The 18,287-nt window shown below is 69.1% G+C and carries 9 protein-coding genes and 1 pseudogene; 3 read left to right on the top strand and 7 right to left on the bottom strand.

What is annotated here, in order from left to right; translation table 11 throughout:
* The first annotated feature begins 119 nt into the window (after nt 1-119).
* Nucleotides 120-3,926, top strand: a complete 3,807-nt coding sequence (locus tag MID12_RS03160) for a GH92 family glycosyl hydrolase (RefSeq protein WP_263164727.1) — start codon at nt 120-122, stop codon at nt 3,924-3,926.
* A gap of 110 nt (nt 3,927-4,036) precedes the next feature.
* Here the strand turns inward: MID12_RS03160 and MID12_RS03165 are convergent, their stop codons facing one another.
* The 6 genes from MID12_RS03165 to acnA all read right to left on the bottom strand — a co-directional run bounded on the left by MID12_RS03165 (nt 4,037) and on the right by acnA (nt 13,215).
* Nucleotides 4,037-5,107, bottom strand: coding sequence for a DUF4185 domain-containing protein (locus MID12_RS03165; RefSeq protein WP_040246596.1), 1,071 nt, complete (start codon nt 5,105-5,107; stop codon nt 4,037-4,039).
* 79 nt (nt 5,108-5,186) lie between these two features.
* Nucleotides 5,187-6,095: a PE-PPE domain-containing protein gene (locus MID12_RS03170; protein WP_052482076.1), complete on the bottom strand. Its 909-nt coding sequence runs from the start codon at nt 6,093-6,095 to the stop codon at nt 5,187-5,189.
* A 486-nt stretch (nt 6,096-6,581) separates the two neighbouring features.
* Nucleotides 6,582-7,586, bottom strand: a complete 1,005-nt coding sequence (locus tag MID12_RS03175; RefSeq protein ID WP_411576899.1) for an ABC transporter permease subunit — start codon at nt 7,584-7,586, stop codon at nt 6,582-6,584.
* A 1-nt stretch (nt 7,587) separates the two neighbouring features.
* The gene (locus tag MID12_RS03180; RefSeq protein ID WP_040246602.1) at nt 7,588-8,508 is read right to left on the bottom strand and encodes a carbohydrate ABC transporter permease; all 921 of its coding nucleotides are present in this window, start codon (nt 8,506-8,508) and stop codon (nt 7,588-7,590) included.
* A gap of 50 nt (nt 8,509-8,558) precedes the next feature.
* A complete protein-coding gene (gene ngcE, locus MID12_RS03185) occupies nt 8,559-10,004 on the bottom strand; it encodes an N-acetylglucosamine/diacetylchitobiose ABC transporter substrate-binding protein (protein WP_263164729.1) in 1,446 nt (481 codons plus the stop codon).
* 496 nt (nt 10,005-10,500) lie between these two features.
* Nucleotides 10,501-13,215, bottom strand: coding sequence for an aconitate hydratase AcnA (gene acnA, locus MID12_RS03190; RefSeq protein WP_040246604.1), 2,715 nt, complete (start codon nt 13,213-13,215; stop codon nt 10,501-10,503).
* A gap of 402 nt (nt 13,216-13,617) precedes the next feature.
* Between acnA and MID12_RS03195 the strand changes: the two genes are divergently transcribed.
* Together MID12_RS03195 and MID12_RS03200 are read left to right on the top strand one after the other, a co-directional pair.
* On the top strand, nt 13,618-15,147 hold the full coding sequence (locus tag MID12_RS03195; protein WP_040246605.1) for a helix-turn-helix domain-containing protein: 1,530 nt from the start codon (nt 13,618-13,620) through the stop codon (nt 15,145-15,147).
* A gap of 499 nt (nt 15,148-15,646) precedes the next feature.
* Nucleotides 15,647-15,871 (top strand): annotated as a pseudogene (locus MID12_RS03200) (glycosyltransferase family 39 protein); the annotation flags it as partial.
* Between the two features lie 34 nt (nt 15,872-15,905).
* Here the strand turns inward: MID12_RS03200 and MID12_RS03205 are convergent.
* Complete coding sequence (locus tag MID12_RS03205) at nt 15,906-18,188, bottom strand: lantibiotic dehydratase family protein (protein WP_263164732.1); 2,283 nt, start codon at nt 18,186-18,188, stop codon at nt 15,906-15,908.
* Between the last annotated feature and the right edge of the window lie 99 nt (nt 18,189-18,287).

Consider the following 18,287-nt stretch of genomic DNA (forward strand, 5'->3'; position numbering starts at 1 on the left):
CCTCCCCTTCTGTGACCAGCGGTGTCAACATCCTTGACATCACGGGTCCCTTGGCGACCTACTGGACCCTGCACCACCATTTGACAACGTTGTCTGCACTCCTGGGAGGGCGCGCCCGCATGCTGTTCAGACCGAGACCCGCCGTCAGGTACCAGGCCGCCCTGGGCGCGGCCGCCGTACTGCTCCTGGCCACCGCCCAGGGCGCCGCCGTCGCGCAGCCCGCCGGGCAGAAGGCCGCCACCGACCGGGAGTTCAGCTCCTCCTTCGAGGAGGGCGAGCCGGCGCCGGACTGGGTCTCCACCGTGGAGCAGGGCCCCGGCGGCACCCCGCGCGCCTCCGGCGTCAACGGCGGCTACGCGGGCGGCCTGCCCGGCAGCGTCAACGGCCGGGTCTCCGTGGTCCGCGCCAGCGACGAGAACGCCGAGGGCGGCGAGACCAAGGAGAACCTGCTCGACGCCGAGCCCGGCACCAAGTGGCTGAGCCTGAAGCCCACCGGCTGGGTCGAGTACGCCCTGGACGAGCCCGCGAAGATCGCCGCCTACGCGCTCACCTCGGCCAACGACCACGAGGAGCGCGACCCCAAGGACTGGACCCTCAAGGGCTCCACCGACGGCAAGGAGTGGAAGACCCTCGACACTCAGTCCGGCCAGAGCTTCGGCAAGCGCTTCGAGACGAAGACCTACGAGCTGAAGGAACCGGCCGAGTACACGCAGCTGCGGATCGACTTCACCGCGAACAACGGCGCGGACGACGCCATCCAGCTGGCCGACCTCCAGGTGGGCACCGGCGACGGCGACCAGCCGCCGCCGAAGGACATGCTCTCGCTGGTGGACCGGGGCCCCTCCGGCTCCCCCACGGCCAAGGCCCGCGCGGGCTTCACCGGCACCCACGCGCTGCGCTACACCGGTACCCATGAGGCCAAGGGCCGGGCGTACTCGTACAACAAGGTCTTCGACGTCGATGTGGCGATCGGGCGGCGCACCGAGCTGTCCTACAAGGTCTTCCCGGCGATGGCCGACGGGGACCGCGACTACGACGCCACCAACGTCGCGGTGGACATCGCCTTCACCGACGGCAGCTACCTCAGCGAGCTGAAGGCCCGCGACAGCCACGGCGGGCTGCTCACCCCGCAGGGGCAGGGCGCGGCGAAGCGGCTGTATGTGAACCAGTGGAACGCGGTCGCCGCCGACCTCGGCACGGTGGCCCGCGGCAAGACCGCCGACCGGATCCTGGTGGCGTACGACTCGCCCGAGGGCCCGGCGAAGTTCCGCGGCTGGCTCGACGACGTCAGCCTGAAGGAGAAGGCCCCCGCGAAGCCCAAGGCGCATCTGGCCGACTACGCGGACACCCGGCGCGGCACCAACTCCAGCAACGGCTTCTCGCGCGGCAACACCTTCCCGGCCACCGCGGTGCCCCATGGCTTCAACTTCTGGACGCCGGTGACCAACGCGAGCTCGCTCAGCTGGCTCTACGACTACTCGCGGGACAACAACGAGGACAATCTGCCGACCATGGAGGCGCTCAGCGCCAGCCATGAGCCGAGCCCCTGGATGGGCGACCGGCAGACCTTCCAGATGATGCCGTCCACCGAGGCGGGCGATCCGGCCACCGCGCGCGCCGCGCGGGCGCTGCCCTTCCGCCACGAGAACGAGACCGCGCGCCCCTACTACTACGGGGTGCGCTTCGAGAACGGCCTCAAGGCGGAGGTGGCACCCACCGACCACGCGGCGATGATGCGGTTCACCTACCCCGGTGACAACGCCAGCGTGACCTTCGACAACGTCTCGGAGCAGGGCGGGCTCAGCCTCGACAAGGACAAGGGCATCGTCACCGGCTACTCGGACGTCAAGTCCGGCCTGTCCACCGGCGCCACCCGCCTGTTCGTCTACGGGGTCTTCGACAAGGAGGTCACCGACGGCGGCAGCAAGGGCGTCAAGGGCTATCTGCGCTTCAAGGCCGGTGAGGACCGCACCGTGCAGCTGCGCCTGGCCACCTCGCTGATCTCCACCGAGCAGGCCGAGGCCAATCTCGCCCAGGAGCTGCCCGAGGACTCCGCCTTCGAGGCGGTGCGCGACAGCGCCCGCGGCCAGTGGGACAAGCTGCTCGGCAAGGTCGAGGTGGAGGGCGCCACCGAGGACCAGCGCACCACGCTGTACTCCTCGCTGTACCGCCTGTACCTGTACCCCAACTCCGGCTTCGAGAAGGTCGGTTCGACGTACAAGTACGCCTCGCCCTTCTCCCCGATGGAGAAGCCGGACACCCCGGAGCACACCGGCGCGAAGATCGTCGAGGGCAAGCCCTATGTGAACAACGGCTTCTGGGACACCTACCGGACCACCTGGCCCGCGTACTCGCTGCTCACTCCCAAGAAGGCGGGTGAGCTGGTGGACGGCTTCGTGCAGCAGTACAAGGACGGCGGCTGGATCTCGCGCTGGTCCTCGCCGGGCTACGCGGACCTGATGACCGGCACCTCCTCGGATGTCGCCTTCGCGGACGCCTACGTCAAGGGTGTGGACTTCGACGCCGAGGCCGCGTACAAGGCGGCGGTGAAGAACGCCACCGTGGTGCCGCCCGCCCCGGGCGTGGGCCGCAAGGGCATGGAGACCTCGCCCTTCCTCGGCTACACCAGCACCGAGACGCACGAGGGCCTGTCCTGGGCGCTCGAGGGCTACCTCAACGACTACGGCATCGCCCAGATGGGCAAGGCGCTCTACGAGAAGACCGGCAAGAAGCAGTACCGCGAGGAGTCGGCGTACTTCCTCAACCGGGCCCGCGACTACGTCAAGCTCTTCGACGGCAAGGCCGGCTTCTTCCAGGGCCGCGACAAGAAGGGCGACTGGCGCCTGGACTCGGACAAGTTCGACCCCCGGGTGTGGGGCTACGACTACACCGAGACCAACGGCTGGGGCTATGCCTTCACCGCGGTCCAGGACAGCCGGGGCCTCGCCAACCTCTACGGCGGCAAGGCCGGACTCGGCAAGAAGCTCGACACCTACTTCCGCACCCCGGAGACCGCGGCCCCGGAGTTCGCCGGTTCCTACGGCGGCATCATCCACGAGATGACCGAGGCCCGCGATGTGCGGATGGGCATGTACGGGCACTCCAACCAGGTCGCCCACCACGCCACGTACATGTACGACGCGGCCGGGCAGCCCTGGAAGACCCAGGAGAAGGTCCGCGAGGTCCTCTCCCGCCTCTACACCGGCAGCGAGATCGGCCAGGGCTACCACGGCGACGAGGACAACGGCGAGCAGTCCGCCTGGTACCTCTTCTCCTCGCTCGGCTTCTACCCGCTGGTCATGGGCAGCGGTGAATACGCGGTGGGCTCCCCGCAGTTCACCAAGGCGACCGTGCACCTGGAGAACGGCCGCGACCTGGTCGTCAGGGCGCCGGAGAACAGCGAGCGGAACATCTACGTCCAGGGCCTGAAGGTCGACGGCAAGAAGTGGAAGTCCACCGCGCTGCCGCACGACCTGCTCGCCGAGGGCGCGGTGCTCGACTTCGACATGGGCCCGAAGCCCTCGGCCTGGGGCACCGGCAAGAAGGCCGCCCCCGTCTCGATCACCGAGGGCGCCGAGATCCCCGCACCCCGCGAGGACGCCCTGGCGAGCGAGGGCCCGCTGACCGACAACTCCTCGGCGACCACCGCCCGTACGGACACGGTGGACCTGGAACCCGGTAAGCGGACCAAGGCGGTGCAGTACACGCTGACCTCCGCCGACAAGGGCGCGGCGCCCGCGGGCTGGCGTCTGGAGGGCTCCCGCGACGGGGAGCACTGGCGGACCCTGGACCGGCGCGGCGGCGAGGAGTTCGCCTGGGACAAGCAGACCCGGGTCTTCTCGGTCGCGGCCCCGGGGAAGTACCGCTCCTACCGGCTGGTGCTCGACGAGCCGGCGACCCTGGCGGAGGTGGAACTGCTGTCCTGAGGGCCCACGGCTGAGCGGGCCGTGCGCGAAAAGGGGGCCGGACGGGAGTTCTCCACTCCCGTCCGGCCCCTTCGTCCGCGGCACCTACCGGTGCGGCTCCGGCGCCCGGCTCAGGCGGCGAAGCCCCGGATGCGGTGCTGCATCACCCGGTAGGGCCATCCCGCACCGGTGTTCCACTGGCTGACCGACAGATGCAGGTCGTTCAGTGTCGAACCCGGGATGATGTAGCCCCCGTAGAGCTGCGCGACATGCGCGTCGTCCTCCTGGCCCCAGGCGCCGCCCCAGATCAGGGTCTGGCGGTGCGCGGTGTAGAGGTTGGAGGTGGGGGTGTCCATGATGATGCCGTCGATCCGGTAGTCCCCGGCGTTGAACCAGGTGAGCACCCATTTGCCGTCCAGCGGCCGCAGGCACAGCTCGCCGAACTTGCCCTCCAGGATCGGAGTGGCGGGCTGGCCCCAGGCCCACTGGCCGTCGCGGTAGCCCCAGGGCTCGTAGGCCCCGGGGTCCGCGATCCGGTCGGCGCGCACCCGCTTCAGGATGATCGGTCTGCTGCGGGTGAACGAGGTCGAGTAGACGTACACCCAGCCGTCGTCGCCGAGGCCCCAGCTGAGGCACTGGAAGAGCCCGCCGTCGAGGTCCGGGGCGAACTTCGCGCCGGTGTGGTACCAGTTGGCGCCCGAGTTGTCGGAGCGCCAGATCTCGGTCCACACCACGTTGCCCAGGCCCTTGTTGACCATCACGTGCAGATACATGCTGCCGCCGATGGTGATCACGTCCGAGGGCAGCACGGTGGAGAACTGCGGGTTGTCGTGCTCGTAGGCCCACAGCTGCTGCGCGGCCGCCCCGCCGACGGCGCCGTCGAAGCGCACCCCGGCGTTCAGGTCGGTGGTCCCCGACCAGAGCGCGACCGGCGAGCGCCACCATCCGGCGCCGACCGCGGCCCCCTCGAAGGTGTCGCCGAAGACGAACAGCAGGCGTCCGTCGGGCGTACGGGCCGGGATACCGAGATCGGTGGCCTCCATCCGGAAGGCCGTGGTCAGGCCCGGTCCGGTGAGGTCCGCGATCTTGGTGACCTGCGGGGCCGCCGCCCCGGCTGCCCGTGCGCTGCCCGCGGCGCCGATCAGCGCGGGTGCGCCGACCACAGCTCCCGCGGCGGCCCTGAGGAAGGTCGAACGTTTCATGGCTGGCTCTCCTCAACTCGTCCTGGTTCTGGGGGGTGTTCGGCTCTCATCGGCCGAACACCCCTGGCAGGGCGGCTGCTTACGCGGGTACGGAGAGCCAGGGGAACTCGGCTATCCGGTTGCGCATGTCCGGGGGCAGCAGCGGGAGAAGCTTGTCACGGATCTCCTTCACCTTGCCCTGCGCTCCGGGAAGATTCCCGTTGAACATCTCCCAGGGGGTGGGGATCGGCACCGGCAGCGGGGCGCCGTGCGGGACCCGCGGCGGCTGGTCGATCAGGCGGTCGCCGTTGCCGTTCTCGGCGTTCGGGTTGATGTCGTAGCCGTGGTCGCCGAGGAAGTATCCGGCGACGCCGTTGGCGAACCCGAGCAGGTTGGTGATCGGGTTCTCGGAGTGGCAGATGCCGTCGTTCTTGTTGCAGATCTCCTGGACCGTGAGGTCCCCGAAGCCGCGCGGGCCCTTCATGCTCAGGCCCGGGATGATGGTCGGGATGTTGCCCTCGATGCCGCCGGGGCCGTTCACCCCGGGGCGCCGCGGGTCCCCGTACAGGACGCCGTTGATCTGGTTGTGCGGGATGTCGTCGGTCTTGGAGAGCGCGTTCAGCTCGTCGCCCGCGACGATGGCGCCCTGCGAGTAGCCGGAGATGGTGATGTGGCTGCCACCGCAGGCGGCGTGGAAGTCGCGCACCGCGCGGTCGAGGTTGCCGATGCCCTCGGCGACCGAGTCGTCCATGGAGACGGTGTCCCCGGGGAACGGCGCGATCGAGGCGGAGTAGTGGATCTTGGTGAACGCGACCCCGGCGGGCAGCCCCGCGTTGGTGCGGTCGTAGGCGGTGGCGTCCTTGTCGAGGTGGCCGCCGACCTCGAAGATCATCTTGTCGGGACAGGCCGCCTTGGGCTTCTCGGCGGGCGCCGCGGCGGCGACCGAGGCCCCGGTGACCACCAGGACGGACGGGACGGCGAGCGCCGCCAGCACCTTCTTTGTGCGCATCACACTCTCAACTCCCCCGTCAATGCGACGGATTCGGGCAGCCGGGACCGGCCGCACGGCGGCAGGCGGCTGCGTGGTTGTCCAGGAAGCGCAAGAACACTGCGCGCAGGGGCCGCGGACATCGATGTCGACCGCGACACCTGTGGAGTACATGACAGAGAATAGGAGCGGCCCGCGGGCAGTGAACAGCACTGTTCGCGAAAGCGCGCACCCACCGCAGCTCCCCCGCGCCAACCGCCCTGTTCAGGGCGTACACCGGGCCCGCCACGCGCTCCGCGCCGTAAGTCAGGCCTTACGGATCACGCCTGCCGGACGGCTCTCCCGGCGCGCTGCGCGTACGCGGACGGGTACGGCGAGTGGGCATGGCGGGCGGTTCCGCGAGTGGGTACGGACAACGCGCGGCACCCCCCACAAGGGTGCCGCGCGTTGGGGTCCTGCTGTTCGGGTGTCGCCGAGGTGGCTGTCCGGGAGTGGTTGCCGGGGTGGTTATTTGACGGCGCCGGCGGTGAGGCCTTGGACGACTTGGCGTTGGAAGATGATGTAGGCGGCCAGGACGGGGAGCATGGCCATGACCAGACCGGCGAAGAGTCCGGACCAGTCGCCTCGATAACCCTGGGAGACGGCGAGTTCGACCAGTCCTTGGGACAGGACGCGGCGGTCGGGGTCGTTGTTCAGGACGGTGGGCAGCATGTACTGGTTCCACTGCCCCAGGAAGTTGAAGATGCCCACGCTGATGATGCCGGGTTTGGCCATCGGGAGCATGATCTGGAAGAAGGTGCGGGTGTGGGAGGCACCGTCGACGAACGCGGCCTCGGCGACCGAGGAGGGCAGCGTGCGAAAGAACGCGGTCAGGAAGAACACGGTGAACGGCAGGGAGTAGGCGATGTAGGCCAGGACCAGGCCGTGCAGGGTGTTGAGCAGGGCGAGGTTGTTCATCACATAGAACAACGGGACCAGGGCGAGCATGATCGGGAAGCTCATGCCGCCGACGAAGAGGTAGTACAGGAACTGGCGTCCGGGGAACTCGAAGCGGGCCAGGACATAGGCGACCATCGAGCCCAGCACGAGGGTGCCGACCAGCGAGCAGGCCACCACCATGATGGTGTTGAGGAAGTACTCGCCCATATGGGCCTGGCCCCAGGCACGCGACCAGTTGTCGAAGTGGAGCCGGTCGGGCAGGGACCAGGGCGAGGCGAAGATGTCGTTGTCCGACTTGAACGAGGTCATCACCGCCCACGCCAGCGGCAGCACGACCAGGATCGCCCACAGGATCAGGATGCCGTGGGAGAACACGTTCAGCACCCCGCCGCCCACACCCCCACCCCGCTTGCCGGCAGGACCGGCGACCGCAGGTGGTGTCTTCAGCGGGTCCTTGCCCACGGTGCCGGTGGTGGTGACGGCGCCCGGTGCGGCAGGCAGACCAGGCACATCCGGCGCACCCGAGGCGCCCGGGGTGTCGGGGTTGGGGTTGGGGGTGTCGGTGGTCTTCACGTCAGAACTCCAGCCGCTCGCGTCGGCCCAGTCGCATCACCACGGCTGCGAAGAGCAGCGTGACCAGCAGCAGGGCGACACCGATCGTGGTGGCATAGGCGGCCTGACCGCCCACGAACGCCTTTTGATACACGTACAACGGCAGCACCGTGGTCGAGTCCGCCGGACCACCCGGGCCCACCGTCATGATCTGCACCGCCGCGAACGCCTCCGCGCCCAGAGCCAGGATGCCCATGTAGACCCAGCCCGACTGGACCGTGTCCCACAGCAACGGCAGCGTGATCTTGAAGAACGTCGTGACCCGTGAGGCCCCGTCCAGCAGCGCCGCCTCGTAGAAGTCCTTCGGGATCGAGGCCATCCCCGCGGAGAACAGGACCACGAAGAACCCCACCGTGCTCCACACCAGCACCGCCATCACACACCACAACGCCAGATCCGGATCCCCCAGCCAGTTCGGCCGGTCCGCGACCCCGAACGCCTCCAACGCCCCGTTGATCGCCCCCTGACGCGGGTCGTAGGCGAACTGGAACAACAACGCCACGATCACGATCGACAACACCTGCGGGAAGAAATACGCGATCTTGTAGAACCCCGCACCCCGCACACCCCCCACCGCCGCGTCCTTACGACGCCGGCCGCCCACATTCAGCATGTAGGCGAAGAACAACGCCAAAGACAGTGTCACCAGCGGCAGCAACAGCGCGAACAGCACACTGTGCTGCAACGACTTCCAGAACACCGCGTCATCGAGCATCTTGCCGTAGTTCCGGAAACCCACCATCGAGAAATCGGAACTCAACCCCGTCCAGTCCGTGAACGAGTAATAGATCGCCTGGATGAACGGCCAGATGACGAAGACGGCATACAAGGCCAGTGGAGCAACCAAAAACCCCACAATGAAACGGTACTTACCATGCTGCATGATCTACCGGTCCTGGTCTCTACGCGATAGCCGCCGCTGGGGACACATACTCACGCGTGCTTGTACTTCTTGATGTCGCCGTCCTTCGCGGTGGCGTCGGCGTAGCCCTGGATCTTCTTGATCGTCTCCGCGGGCGTCATGCGTCCGGCCATCATCTCGCCCAGACACGCCACGCCGATCCGCTGCTTGTTCAGCTCGACGTACCAGTCCTGCAGCCGCGGGTTGAGGATGTTGTCGCCCGCCTTCTTCAGCGCCGCGACCGCGGAGCTGAGGCCCGGAGGCAGCTCCAGGCCCTCTTCGCTGCCCTGCACCGAGGTGAGCGAGGAGACCTGCTTGGAGAAGTTCTGCGAGGACTCCTTGCCGAGCATGATGCGCATCTGCTCCATGCCGCCGACCGGGTTCTTCGCCTTGGCCGGGACGATGAAGGGCTCACCGCCGGAGGCCCAGAGCGTGCCGAAGGGCATCTTGTCGCTCTTGTCGAGGCTGGAGGGCGCCGCGATGGACATCTTGAAGTCCTTGGGCGTGGTCTTGGCGGACTCGTTCTCCACCCAGGAGCCGTTCGGGATGAACAGCGCCTTGCCCTGGTTCCAGTTCGTCTGCGCCTGGATGTGGCTCAGACCCGAGGTGTTCTTGAGGATGTAGCCCTTGCGGACCAGCTCGTAGTACGCCTCGAAGGCCGACTTGACCGCCGGGTGCTTCCAGGCGTTCGGCTCCAGGTTGTCGATGGCGTCGAGGACCTCGCGGCCGCCGATCTTGCCGATGAAGGGGTACAGCGAGAACGGCAGGTAGTACGGGTACTGGCCCGGGTAGGTCCAGCCCGCGATGCCCTGCTTCTTCGCCTTGGCGCACAGGGCGATCATGTCGTCCCAGGTCTCGGGGTACTCCGCGTCCAGCTTCTCCAGCTGGGTCTGCGAGTACCACACCCCGTAGACCGTGTACGCGTAGTACATGACCCAGACCGGCTTGCCGTCGAACTGGCCCATCTCGATGACGCCGGGCCGCAGGGTGTCGCGGACCTTCTTGTTCGGGTCGTCGATGGAGGGGGCGTCGAGCAGCGGGGTCAGGTCGGCGAGCTGGTCCTTTCCGACCAGGACGCCCATGTCCATCTGCTCCTTGCCGGAGTTGTCGATCAGGTCCGGCGGGGTGCCGCCGTTGAAGCTCGGCTGCAGCTCCGTCTGGATCTTCTGCGTCGCCCGGTGCTCGACCTTGGACTTCGGGTAGCGCTTCTTGTAGATCGCCTCGGCGTCCTTGGCGTACTGGTCGCCGAAGCCGCCGTTGAAGATGACCACCTTGACGGGGGCCGTCTCGTTGGCGCCCAGCGGGTTGTCCTTGGTCTTCTTGCCCTTGTCGACCTGGTCGTTGTCGCCACCGCCGCCGCTCGCGCAGGCGGACAGGAAGCTCATGGTCGGAACTGCGGCCAGGCCGAGTGCAGCAGACCGCTTGATCAGATCGCGACGGCCGACGCCCTCATGACCGGTGGCGGAAGTGGATCCCATGCTAAGTCCTCGCCTTCTCCAGGACTCAAGCGGTGTACCGGACCCTTCCGGCACCGCGGCGATATGAGCGGGGTAGTGCGCTGAGGCCGAGGTTCCCTGCTGGACCGGGCCGACGCCCCCATGCGTCCGTGCTCCCCAGCCCCCGGCCGTCCCCCTGGCGGTAAACCACCAGACCGGACGCGGATAGGTATAGTCCACTCGCGAAACCTGAGCAAGATCGGGTGCAGGTTTGACCCCGAGTCTTTCCCGAGTTGAGACCTCGGCAATCAGCCATGGGGCACTCCCCAGCCGGTTTTCGCACGCTCCTGAGCATCCTCAAGAAATACGTGTCCGCCTCACCGTTCGCCACTGCAGCGTTTTCCCCCGGATGGCGGCGGGAGCAATGTTCCGGCCACCGCCGGCCGCCTCCCCGCGGGCGCGCGAAAGGGCCGTACCCCCCTGGTACGGGGATACGGCCCTCGCCGCCGTACGGTGCTCCGGGCGGCGGTCCGCGGTACTAGCCGCGGATCAGGTTGCGCAGCACGTACTGCATGATGCCGCCGTTGCGGTAGTAATCGGCCTCGCCGGGGGTGTCGATCCGGACGACCGCGTCGAACTCGACGCCCGAGTCGGTGGTGACCTTGACGGTGCTCGGGGTGGAGCCGTTGTTCAGCTCGGTCACCCCGGTGAAGGAGAAGGTCTCCTCGCCCGTCAGACCCAGGGTCTCGGCGGTCTGGCCCTCGGGGAACTGCAGCGGCAGCACGCCCATGCCGATGAGGTTCGAGCGGTGGATGCGCTCGTAGGACTCGGCGATGACGGCCTTCACGCCGAGCAGGGCGGTGCCCTTGGCGGCCCAGTCGCGCGAGGAGCCGGAGCCGTACTCCTTGCCCGCGAGGACGACCAGCGGGGTGCCCTGGTCGATGTAGTTCCGCGAGGCGTCGTAGATGAAGGAGACGGGGCCGTCCGCCTTGGTGAAGTCGCGGGTGTAGCCGCCCTCGGTGCCCGGCGCGATCTGGTTGCGGAGGCGAATGTTCGCGAAGGTGCCGCGGATCATGACCTCGTGATTGCCGCGCCGCGAGCCGTAGGAGTTGAAGTCCCGGCGCTCCACCCCGTGCTCGGTGAGGTACGTACCGGCCGGGGTGTCGGCCTTGATCGCACCGGCCGGGGAGATGTGGTCGGTGGTGACCGAGTCGCCGAGCTTGGCGAGCACCCGGGCGCCGGAGATGTCCTCGACCGGGGCCGGGTCCATCTGCATGCCCTCGAAGTACGGGGGCTTGCGGACATAGGTGGACTCGGTGTCCCACTCGAAGGTGTTGCCGGTCGGCACCGGGAGCGCCTGCCACTGGGCGTCGCCCGCGAAGACGTCCTGGTAGGACTTGTTGAACATGTCCTCGCCGATGGCGTTGGCCACCACGTCGTTGACCTCGGCCTCGGTGGGCCAGATGTCCGCCAGGTAGACCGGCTTGCCGTCGGTGTCGGTGCCGAGCGCGTCCTTGGTGATGTCCACCTTCATGGAGCCCGCGAGCGCGTAGGCGACGACCAGCGGCGGGGAGGCCAGGTAGTTCATCTTGACGTCGGGGTTGATCCGGCCCTCGAAGTTGCGGTTGCCGGAGAGCACCGAGGTCACGGCGAGGTCGTGGTCGTTGACCGCCTTGGAGACCTCCTCCGGCAGCGGGCCGGAGTTGCCGATGCAGGTGGTGCAGCCGTAGCCGACCAGGTTGAAGCCGACCTTGTCGAGGTAGGGGGTCAGGCCCGCCTTGTCGAAGTAGTCGGTGACGACCTTGGAGCCCGGGGCCAGGGTGGTCTTCACCCACGGCTTGCGGGTCAGGCCCTTCTCGACCGCCTTCTTGGCGACCAGCGCGGCGGCCACCATGACGTACGGGTTCGAGGTGTTGGTGCAGGAGGTGATCGCGGCGACGGTGACCGCGCCGTGGTCGATCTCGTAGGTGGACCCGTCGGGGGCGGTGACCGTGGTCGGGCGGGTCGGCACGCCGTTGGCGGAGGCCGGGGCGTCGGAAGCCGGGAAGGACTCCTTGCCCGCCTCCTCGTCCTCGACGACGTAGTTGCGCACGTCCTGGGCGAACTGCTGCGCGGCGGTGGCGAGGACGATGCGGTCCTGCGGGCGCTTGGGTCCGGCGATGGACGGGACCACGGAGGCGAGGTCCAGTTCCAGCTTCTCGGAGAAGTCCGGCTCGGCGGCCGGGTCCAGCCACAGGCCCTGCTCCTTGGCGTACGCCTCGACGAGGGCGACCTGCTGGTCGTCGCGGCCGGTCAGGCGCAGGTAGTTCAGGGTCTCGTCGTCGATCGGGAAGATCGCGGCGGTGGAGCCGAACTCGGGCGACATGTTGCCGATGGTGGCGCGGTTGGCGAGCGAGGTGGCGGCCACGCCCTCGCCGTAGAACTCGACGAACTTGCCGACCACACCGTGCTTGCGCAGCATCTCGGTGATGGTGAGCACCAGGTCGGTGGCGGTGGTGCCGGGCTTCAGCTCACCGGTCAGCTTGAAGCCGACGACGCGCGGGATGAGCATCGAGACCGGCTGGCCGAGCATCGCGGCCTCGGCCTCGATGCCGCCGACGCCCCAGCCGAGCACGCCGAGGCCGTTGACCATGGTGGTGTGCGAGTCGGTGCCGACCAGGGTGTCCGGGTAGGCCTGGCCGTTGCGGACCATGACGGTACGGGCCAGGTGCTCGATGTTGACCTGGTGGACGATGCCGGTGCCGGGCGGGACGACCTTGAACTCGTCGAAGGCGGTCTGGCCCCAGCGCAGGAACTGGTAGCGCTCGCGGTTACGGCCGTACTCCAGCTCGACGTTCTGGGCGAAGGCCTCGTGGGTGCCGAACTTGTCGGCGATGACCGAGTGGTCGATGACCAGCTCGGCCGGGGCCAGCGGGTTGATCTTCGCCGGGTCGCCGCCCAGCTCCTTCACGGCCTCACGCATGGTCGCGAGGTCCACCACACAGGGCACGCCGGTGAAGTCCTGCATGATCACGCGCGCCGGCGTGAACTGGATCTCCTGGCTGGGCTGGGCCTGCGAGTCCCAGCCGCCCAGCGCGCGGATGTGGTCGGCGGTGATGTTCGCGCCGTCCTCCGTGCGGAGAAGGTTCTCGAGAAGCACCTTGAGGCTGTAGGGAAGGCGAGCGGAGCCCTCGACCTTGTCCAGCCTGAAGATCTCGTACGACTCGTCGCCCACGCGCAGCGTGCTGCGGGCGTCGAAGCTGTTCGCCGACACGACAGTCTCCTTCATATGTGTGCGCGTACCACCGCAATCCTGCCGCCACGATTTCCGACTGGCCTACTGAGGTAAGACTAAGTAAGGTCACCCTTACCGAGTGGCGGCTGCGGGACGCCTCGGCAGATATCTCGATGTCGAGATAACTCTAGTACATCCCCGCCGCCGGGTCATGCGCGGACCCGCCCCCGCGGCGACCGCGGGCGCCGCAGGCTGCCCGGATCCACCGGCGACCCCGGCGCGGCGGCACCCCACCCCGACCCCGCCCACCCCACGACTCCACAGGCGCCCGGGCGGGAGGCGACGTACCGTCAGAAGCGGCCGCCTCGCGGCGACACGGGGACTCACCCGTTCGGCCGCCCCGTGCGGACGTCATCTCATATCTGAGATAACCTTGCCCTCATGGCAGACGACTACCTCGTACGCATCGGCAAGCTCATCCGTGACGCACGTCAGCACCGGGGCTGGACACAGTCGCAGCTGGCCGAGGCGCTCAACACGAGCCAGAGTGCGGTCAACCGCATCGAGCGCGGTAATCAGAACATCAGCCTTGAGATGATCGCGCGCATCGGCGAGGCCCTGGACAGCGAGATCGTCTCGCTCGGCTATTCGGGCCCCATGCACCTGCGCGTCGTCGGCGGCCGCCGCCTCTCCGGCGCCATCGACGTCAAGACCAGCAAGAACGCCTGCGTCGCCCTGCTGTGCGCCTCCCTGCTCAACAACGGCCGCACCGTGCTGCGCAAGGTCGCCCGCATCGAGGAGGTCTACCGCCTCCTGGAGGTGCTCGGCTCGATCGGCGTGCGCACCCGCTGGATCAACGACGGCACCGATCTGGAGATCGTGCCCCCGGCCCGGCTCGACCTGGACGCCATCGACGCGGACGCCGCCCGGCGCACCCGCTCGATCATCATGTTCCTCGGCCCGCTGCTGCACCGCCTCGACCACTTCAAGCTGCCCTACGCGGGCGGCTGCGACCTCGGCACCCGCACCATCGAGCCGCACATGATCGCCCTGCGCCGCTTCGGCCTGGACATCACCGCGACCGAGGGCCTCTACCACGCCCAGGTCGAGCGGGACGTCGCCCCCGGCCGCCCGATCGTACTGACCGAGCGCGGCGACACCGTGACGGAGAACGCCCTGCTCGCGGCGGCCCGTTACGACGGGATGACCATCATCCGCAACGCCTCCTCCAACTACATGGTCCAGGACCTGTGCTTCTTCCTGGAGACCCTGGGCGTACGGGTGGACGGCATCGGCACCACCACGCTGACCGTGCACGGCGTCGCCGAGATCGACGTGGACGTGGACTACTCCCCCTCCGAGGACCCGGTGGAGGCGATGAGCCTGCTGGCCGCCGCGGTGGTCACCGGCTCCGAACTCACCGTGCGGCGCGTGCCGATCGAGTTCCTGGAGATCGAGCTGGCCGTACTGGAGGAGATGGGCCTGGACCACGACCGCTCGGCCGAGTACGCCGCGGACAACACCCGCACCCGGCTGGTGGACCTGACCGTACGGCCCTCCAAGCTGGAGGCGCCCATCGACAAGATCCACCCGATGCCCTTCCCGGGCCTCAACATCGACAACGTCCCCTTCTTCGCCGCGATCGCCGCGACCGCGCAGGGGCAGACCCTCATCCACGACTGGGTCTACGACAACCGGGCCATCTACCTGACGGACCTCAACCGCCTCGGCGGCAGGCTCCAGTTGCTCGACCCGCACCGGGTCCTGGTGGACGGCCCCACCCGCTGGCGCGCCGCCGAGATGATGTGCCCGCCCGCCCTGCGCCCCGCGGTGGTCGTCCTCCTCGCGATGATGGCGGCCGAGGGCACCTCGGTGCTGCGCAACGTCTACGTCATCAACCGGGGTTACGAGGAGTTGGCGGAGCGCCTCAACTCGGTGGGGGCGCAGATCGAGATCTTCCGGGACATCTGAACATCTGATCCGCGTGGTCACTGCCGCGCCCCTCTCCAACCGCCGCCCAGCGGGCCGGAGAGGGGCGCGGCGCCATGTCCGGGACCCCCGTCCGTGTCGTTGGGCCGCGGCGGGCTACGGACCGCGCTCCACAGGCCCTGCCGACCGACTACGGCTACGGCTACGCGGAGATCGCGTCGATGGCAGCACTTCCCCGTGCGCCGACACGGGGCAGGGAGTGGTCGGCGCTGCCTTCGTCCAGCGGTGCGATCACGCCCGCCGTGGCCAGCCCGGGCTTCCACACGTAGGAGCTGAATAGGAGTTGACGTAGTTCCGGTTGGTGGCCTTCCGCTCGCGGCACGTCACCAGGAGGTTGAAGGTCCTCGGCCGCCGGTGCTTGGCGTCCACCGCCGTCTCCGGTGGCGTCGGGCCGCAGAGGAATCAGCCTCGACTTCCGTCGTAGGGGCCGAACAAGAGGGTTCCATGTTGTCCGAGCCATTCGGCAAGTTCCGATACCCGACTGCGGATGCCGTCTGTCCTGGCGATGTCGGCCGCTGCGGCCGGCATCGCGCTGATCGGCCGCCAACTGGTCGGCTTCCGTGCCGGGCTGCTCGCCGGACTGGTGTTCCCGCTGGCCCCGGTGGTGCAGTGGTACGAGCAGGAGGGGCGCTCGTACGCCATGGTGACCGCTCTGGTGACCAGGTCCACCTGGCTGCTGCTGCGGGCGGTGGAGCAGCGGCGCACCTCGGCCCGGTTCCGCTACATCGATGGATCCGGGCTCAGGTCTCCTGGGTGTCGAAGGCGACGAACCGCAGCTCTGAGGTGTAGCGCCGTCCCTCGTCGTCCGTCAGCCAGGTCTGCTCCGGAGTCGGGAGCATCTCGGTGAACGTGGCTGTGCCGTGCGGGTCCTTCCGGGCCAGCCGACGCAGGGCCTTGGCGAGGATCGACACGTAGACCGGGCTGTCGAAGTCGACGTAGAAGGGGCGGGACTCGGTCGGGGAGACGACGAAGACGAAGCGGGGCAGTCCCTGTCGTGCGCGCCACTGCCGGGCCCTCACGAAGCGGCGGGCCTCGTCCTTGTCGTCGGCGAAGTCGACCCCCGCGGCGGACAGTCGCCAGGTCTCACGGGCGACGACCATCCGGTCCAGGGTGACGCGTGGGGTGTGCGCGGCGGGCGTCAGGAGCCGGAAGAGGTCCATCGACAGCGTGGTGAGGGCGTGCGCGAACACGTCGGCCACCGGGAACTCCGCGCCGTCCGGGAGGAGGACGACCAGCTCACCATCGCGCTCCTGGACGACGGCGTCCGCGCTGTGCACGGCCCGTTGGCGGGCGGGGTCCGCGGTGAAGTCGGTGAGGGCGACCTGGTAGTCCTCGGGCCGTACCAGCGTCTGCCGGACCCGGGCGGAGAGACGGGCGCGATGCTCCTTGGGGATCAAGGGCAGCAGGCGCGGGGCGGGATGGTCCCGGTCGGTCAGCGCGAGCAGTTCGCGAACGTCCGGGTGCTGGTGGGTGAAGAGCGAGGCGCCCAAGGTGTTGGCGGCGAGGTGGAGTTCGCCCAGGACGAGGGTGAGGTCACCGCGGGCCGCTGCCTCGGGGCCGTCGGCGGCGACCATGATGTCCGGGCTGAGGTAGCGGGCCGCGGTCCAGCCCCCACAGCCGGTGAACTCGTGGCTGACGGCCGCCTCGATGTCGGCGGTGCGCACGCTCACCCGGCGCGCTCCCTCGGGGACGTCCAGGACCCGCTGCCAGCGTGCGGCGAACTCGCGCTGGAGGTCGTCCGCGGCGGTGCGGGCGGTGCCGTGCAGCACCGGAAGGCACGCGAACCAGAAGGAGGCGAGGTCGACGGGGCCGGAGGCAGCGAGCCGGTCGTGGACCGGGCGGATCCCGGCGGCGACGGTGGCGGCCAGTCGTGCGGTGAGCCAGCCCGCACTGTCCATCAGCAGGCGCAGCGGGGCAAGGGCGTCGAGCACCGCGGGCCCGAGCCGGGCGGTCGCGGAGCGCCGGGTGTCGCTGTAGACGAGGGCCCGGCAGGGCGCCGTGGAGGCGGACTTCTCCCGTACGGCGGCGGTGTCGGTGAGGCGGGTGAAGTCGCGTTCCAACTCCTCCATCGCCGCGATGAGTTCGCTCTCCTCGTCGGCGGCGGCGACCTTCGCTCGGCCCGCTTCCAGGAGGTCCAGGGCGGCGAGCGCCCGTCGCCTGGGGCCCGGGTCGCCGACCTGCTCCGTCCAGGCGCGCAGGGCGCGTTCGGGGTGCGTGCCCGCGGGGACCTCCAGCCGCCAGGTGACCCATCGGCGGGACACCAGGTCCGTCAGGATCCCGGGGACATCGGTGTTGGGTAGGTCGGCGGCGATGCCGTGGGCGGGGCGGACGCCGTCGCAGCGGGTGAGGACCGCCGCCTGCGCGGCGGACACGGTCGTCGGGCGCCGGCCGGGCACCCGCACCTGGTCGCCGTCCACCACGACGAACGGCACACGCCTCGGAGCGATCCATCCGCGCAGTTCCGGATCGGCGTCGAGGATCTTCGCCAGTGCGTCGATACCCCAACTGGCCCAGTAGACGCGGGAGTCGGCGATCAGCCCGGTTCCGATGTCGACGGCGGCCCCGGGCACGGAACCGTCCCAGCGGCCCCAGCCGACGGGGCCGAAGAAGCCGATGGTGTCGTTCTTGACGCAGAACCGCTGCCAGTAGTGGGCGACGAGCTCCTCGCGCTGGCGCGGCATGCTGCTGCGCGGATCGGCACCCGGCCGCCAGCGCAGGAACGGGGCGATGCCGGTGCGCAGCACGGGCCTGTTCTGCCAGGCGAGCGCCTGCCGGAACGCCGGGGTGTGGGCGATGTCCTGGAGGATGTGCGCGGTGTCCACGGCGGCGGCGGACAGCTCCTCGCCGAACGCGTCCCATTCGGGGCCGGACAGCGGGCTGTCGGGGTCGAACTTGTCGGCGGCCTCGGCCAGTCCGGGCGGGGACAGGCGCAGCACGCCGTCGGCGGGAAAGCCCGGCCCGCGCAGCGCGAACTGGTTCCACAGCCGCCAGCGGCCGAGGGACGGAACGAGGTCTTCGGTCATGGCGGCACTCCTTGGCGCGCGGGGACGGGGTCGTGAAGGTGAGGACAGCGCGGCTGCGGTGACCGCCGGGGCCCGGCCCCGCACGGCGGGTGCGCGGGG

It is taken from the genome of Streptomyces sp. SCSIO ZS0520, assembly GCF_025643355.1.
Taxonomy (GTDB): domain Bacteria; phylum Actinomycetota; class Actinomycetes; order Streptomycetales; family Streptomycetaceae; genus Streptomyces; species Streptomyces physcomitrii.

What these genes read in the sequence shown, in the direction of transcription:
- MID12_RS03160 (WP_263164727.1), top strand. Translation starts at nt 120, where the DNA reads ATGCTGTTCAGACCGAGACCCGCCGTCAGGTACCAGGCCGCCCTGGGC.
- MID12_RS03165 (WP_040246596.1), bottom strand. Translation starts at nt 5,107, where the DNA reads ATGAAACGTTCGACCTTCCTCAGGGCCGCCGCGGGAGCTGTGGTCGGC.
- MID12_RS03170 (WP_052482076.1), bottom strand. Translation starts at nt 6,095, where the DNA reads ATGCGCACAAAGAAGGTGCTGGCGGCGCTCGCCGTCCCGTCCGTCCTG.
- MID12_RS03180 (WP_040246602.1), bottom strand. Translation starts at nt 8,508, where the DNA reads ATGCAGCATGGTAAGTACCGTTTCATTGTGGGGTTTTTGGTTGCTCCA.
- ngcE (WP_263164729.1), bottom strand. Translation starts at nt 10,004, where the DNA reads ATGGGATCCACTTCCGCCACCGGTCATGAGGGCGTCGGCCGTCGCGAT.
- MID12_RS03195 (WP_040246605.1), top strand. Translation starts at nt 13,618, where the DNA reads ATGGCAGACGACTACCTCGTACGCATCGGCAAGCTCATCCGTGACGCA.
- MID12_RS03205 (WP_263164732.1), bottom strand. Translation starts at nt 18,188, where the DNA reads ATGACCGAAGACCTCGTTCCGTCCCTCGGCCGCTGGCGGCTGTGGAAC.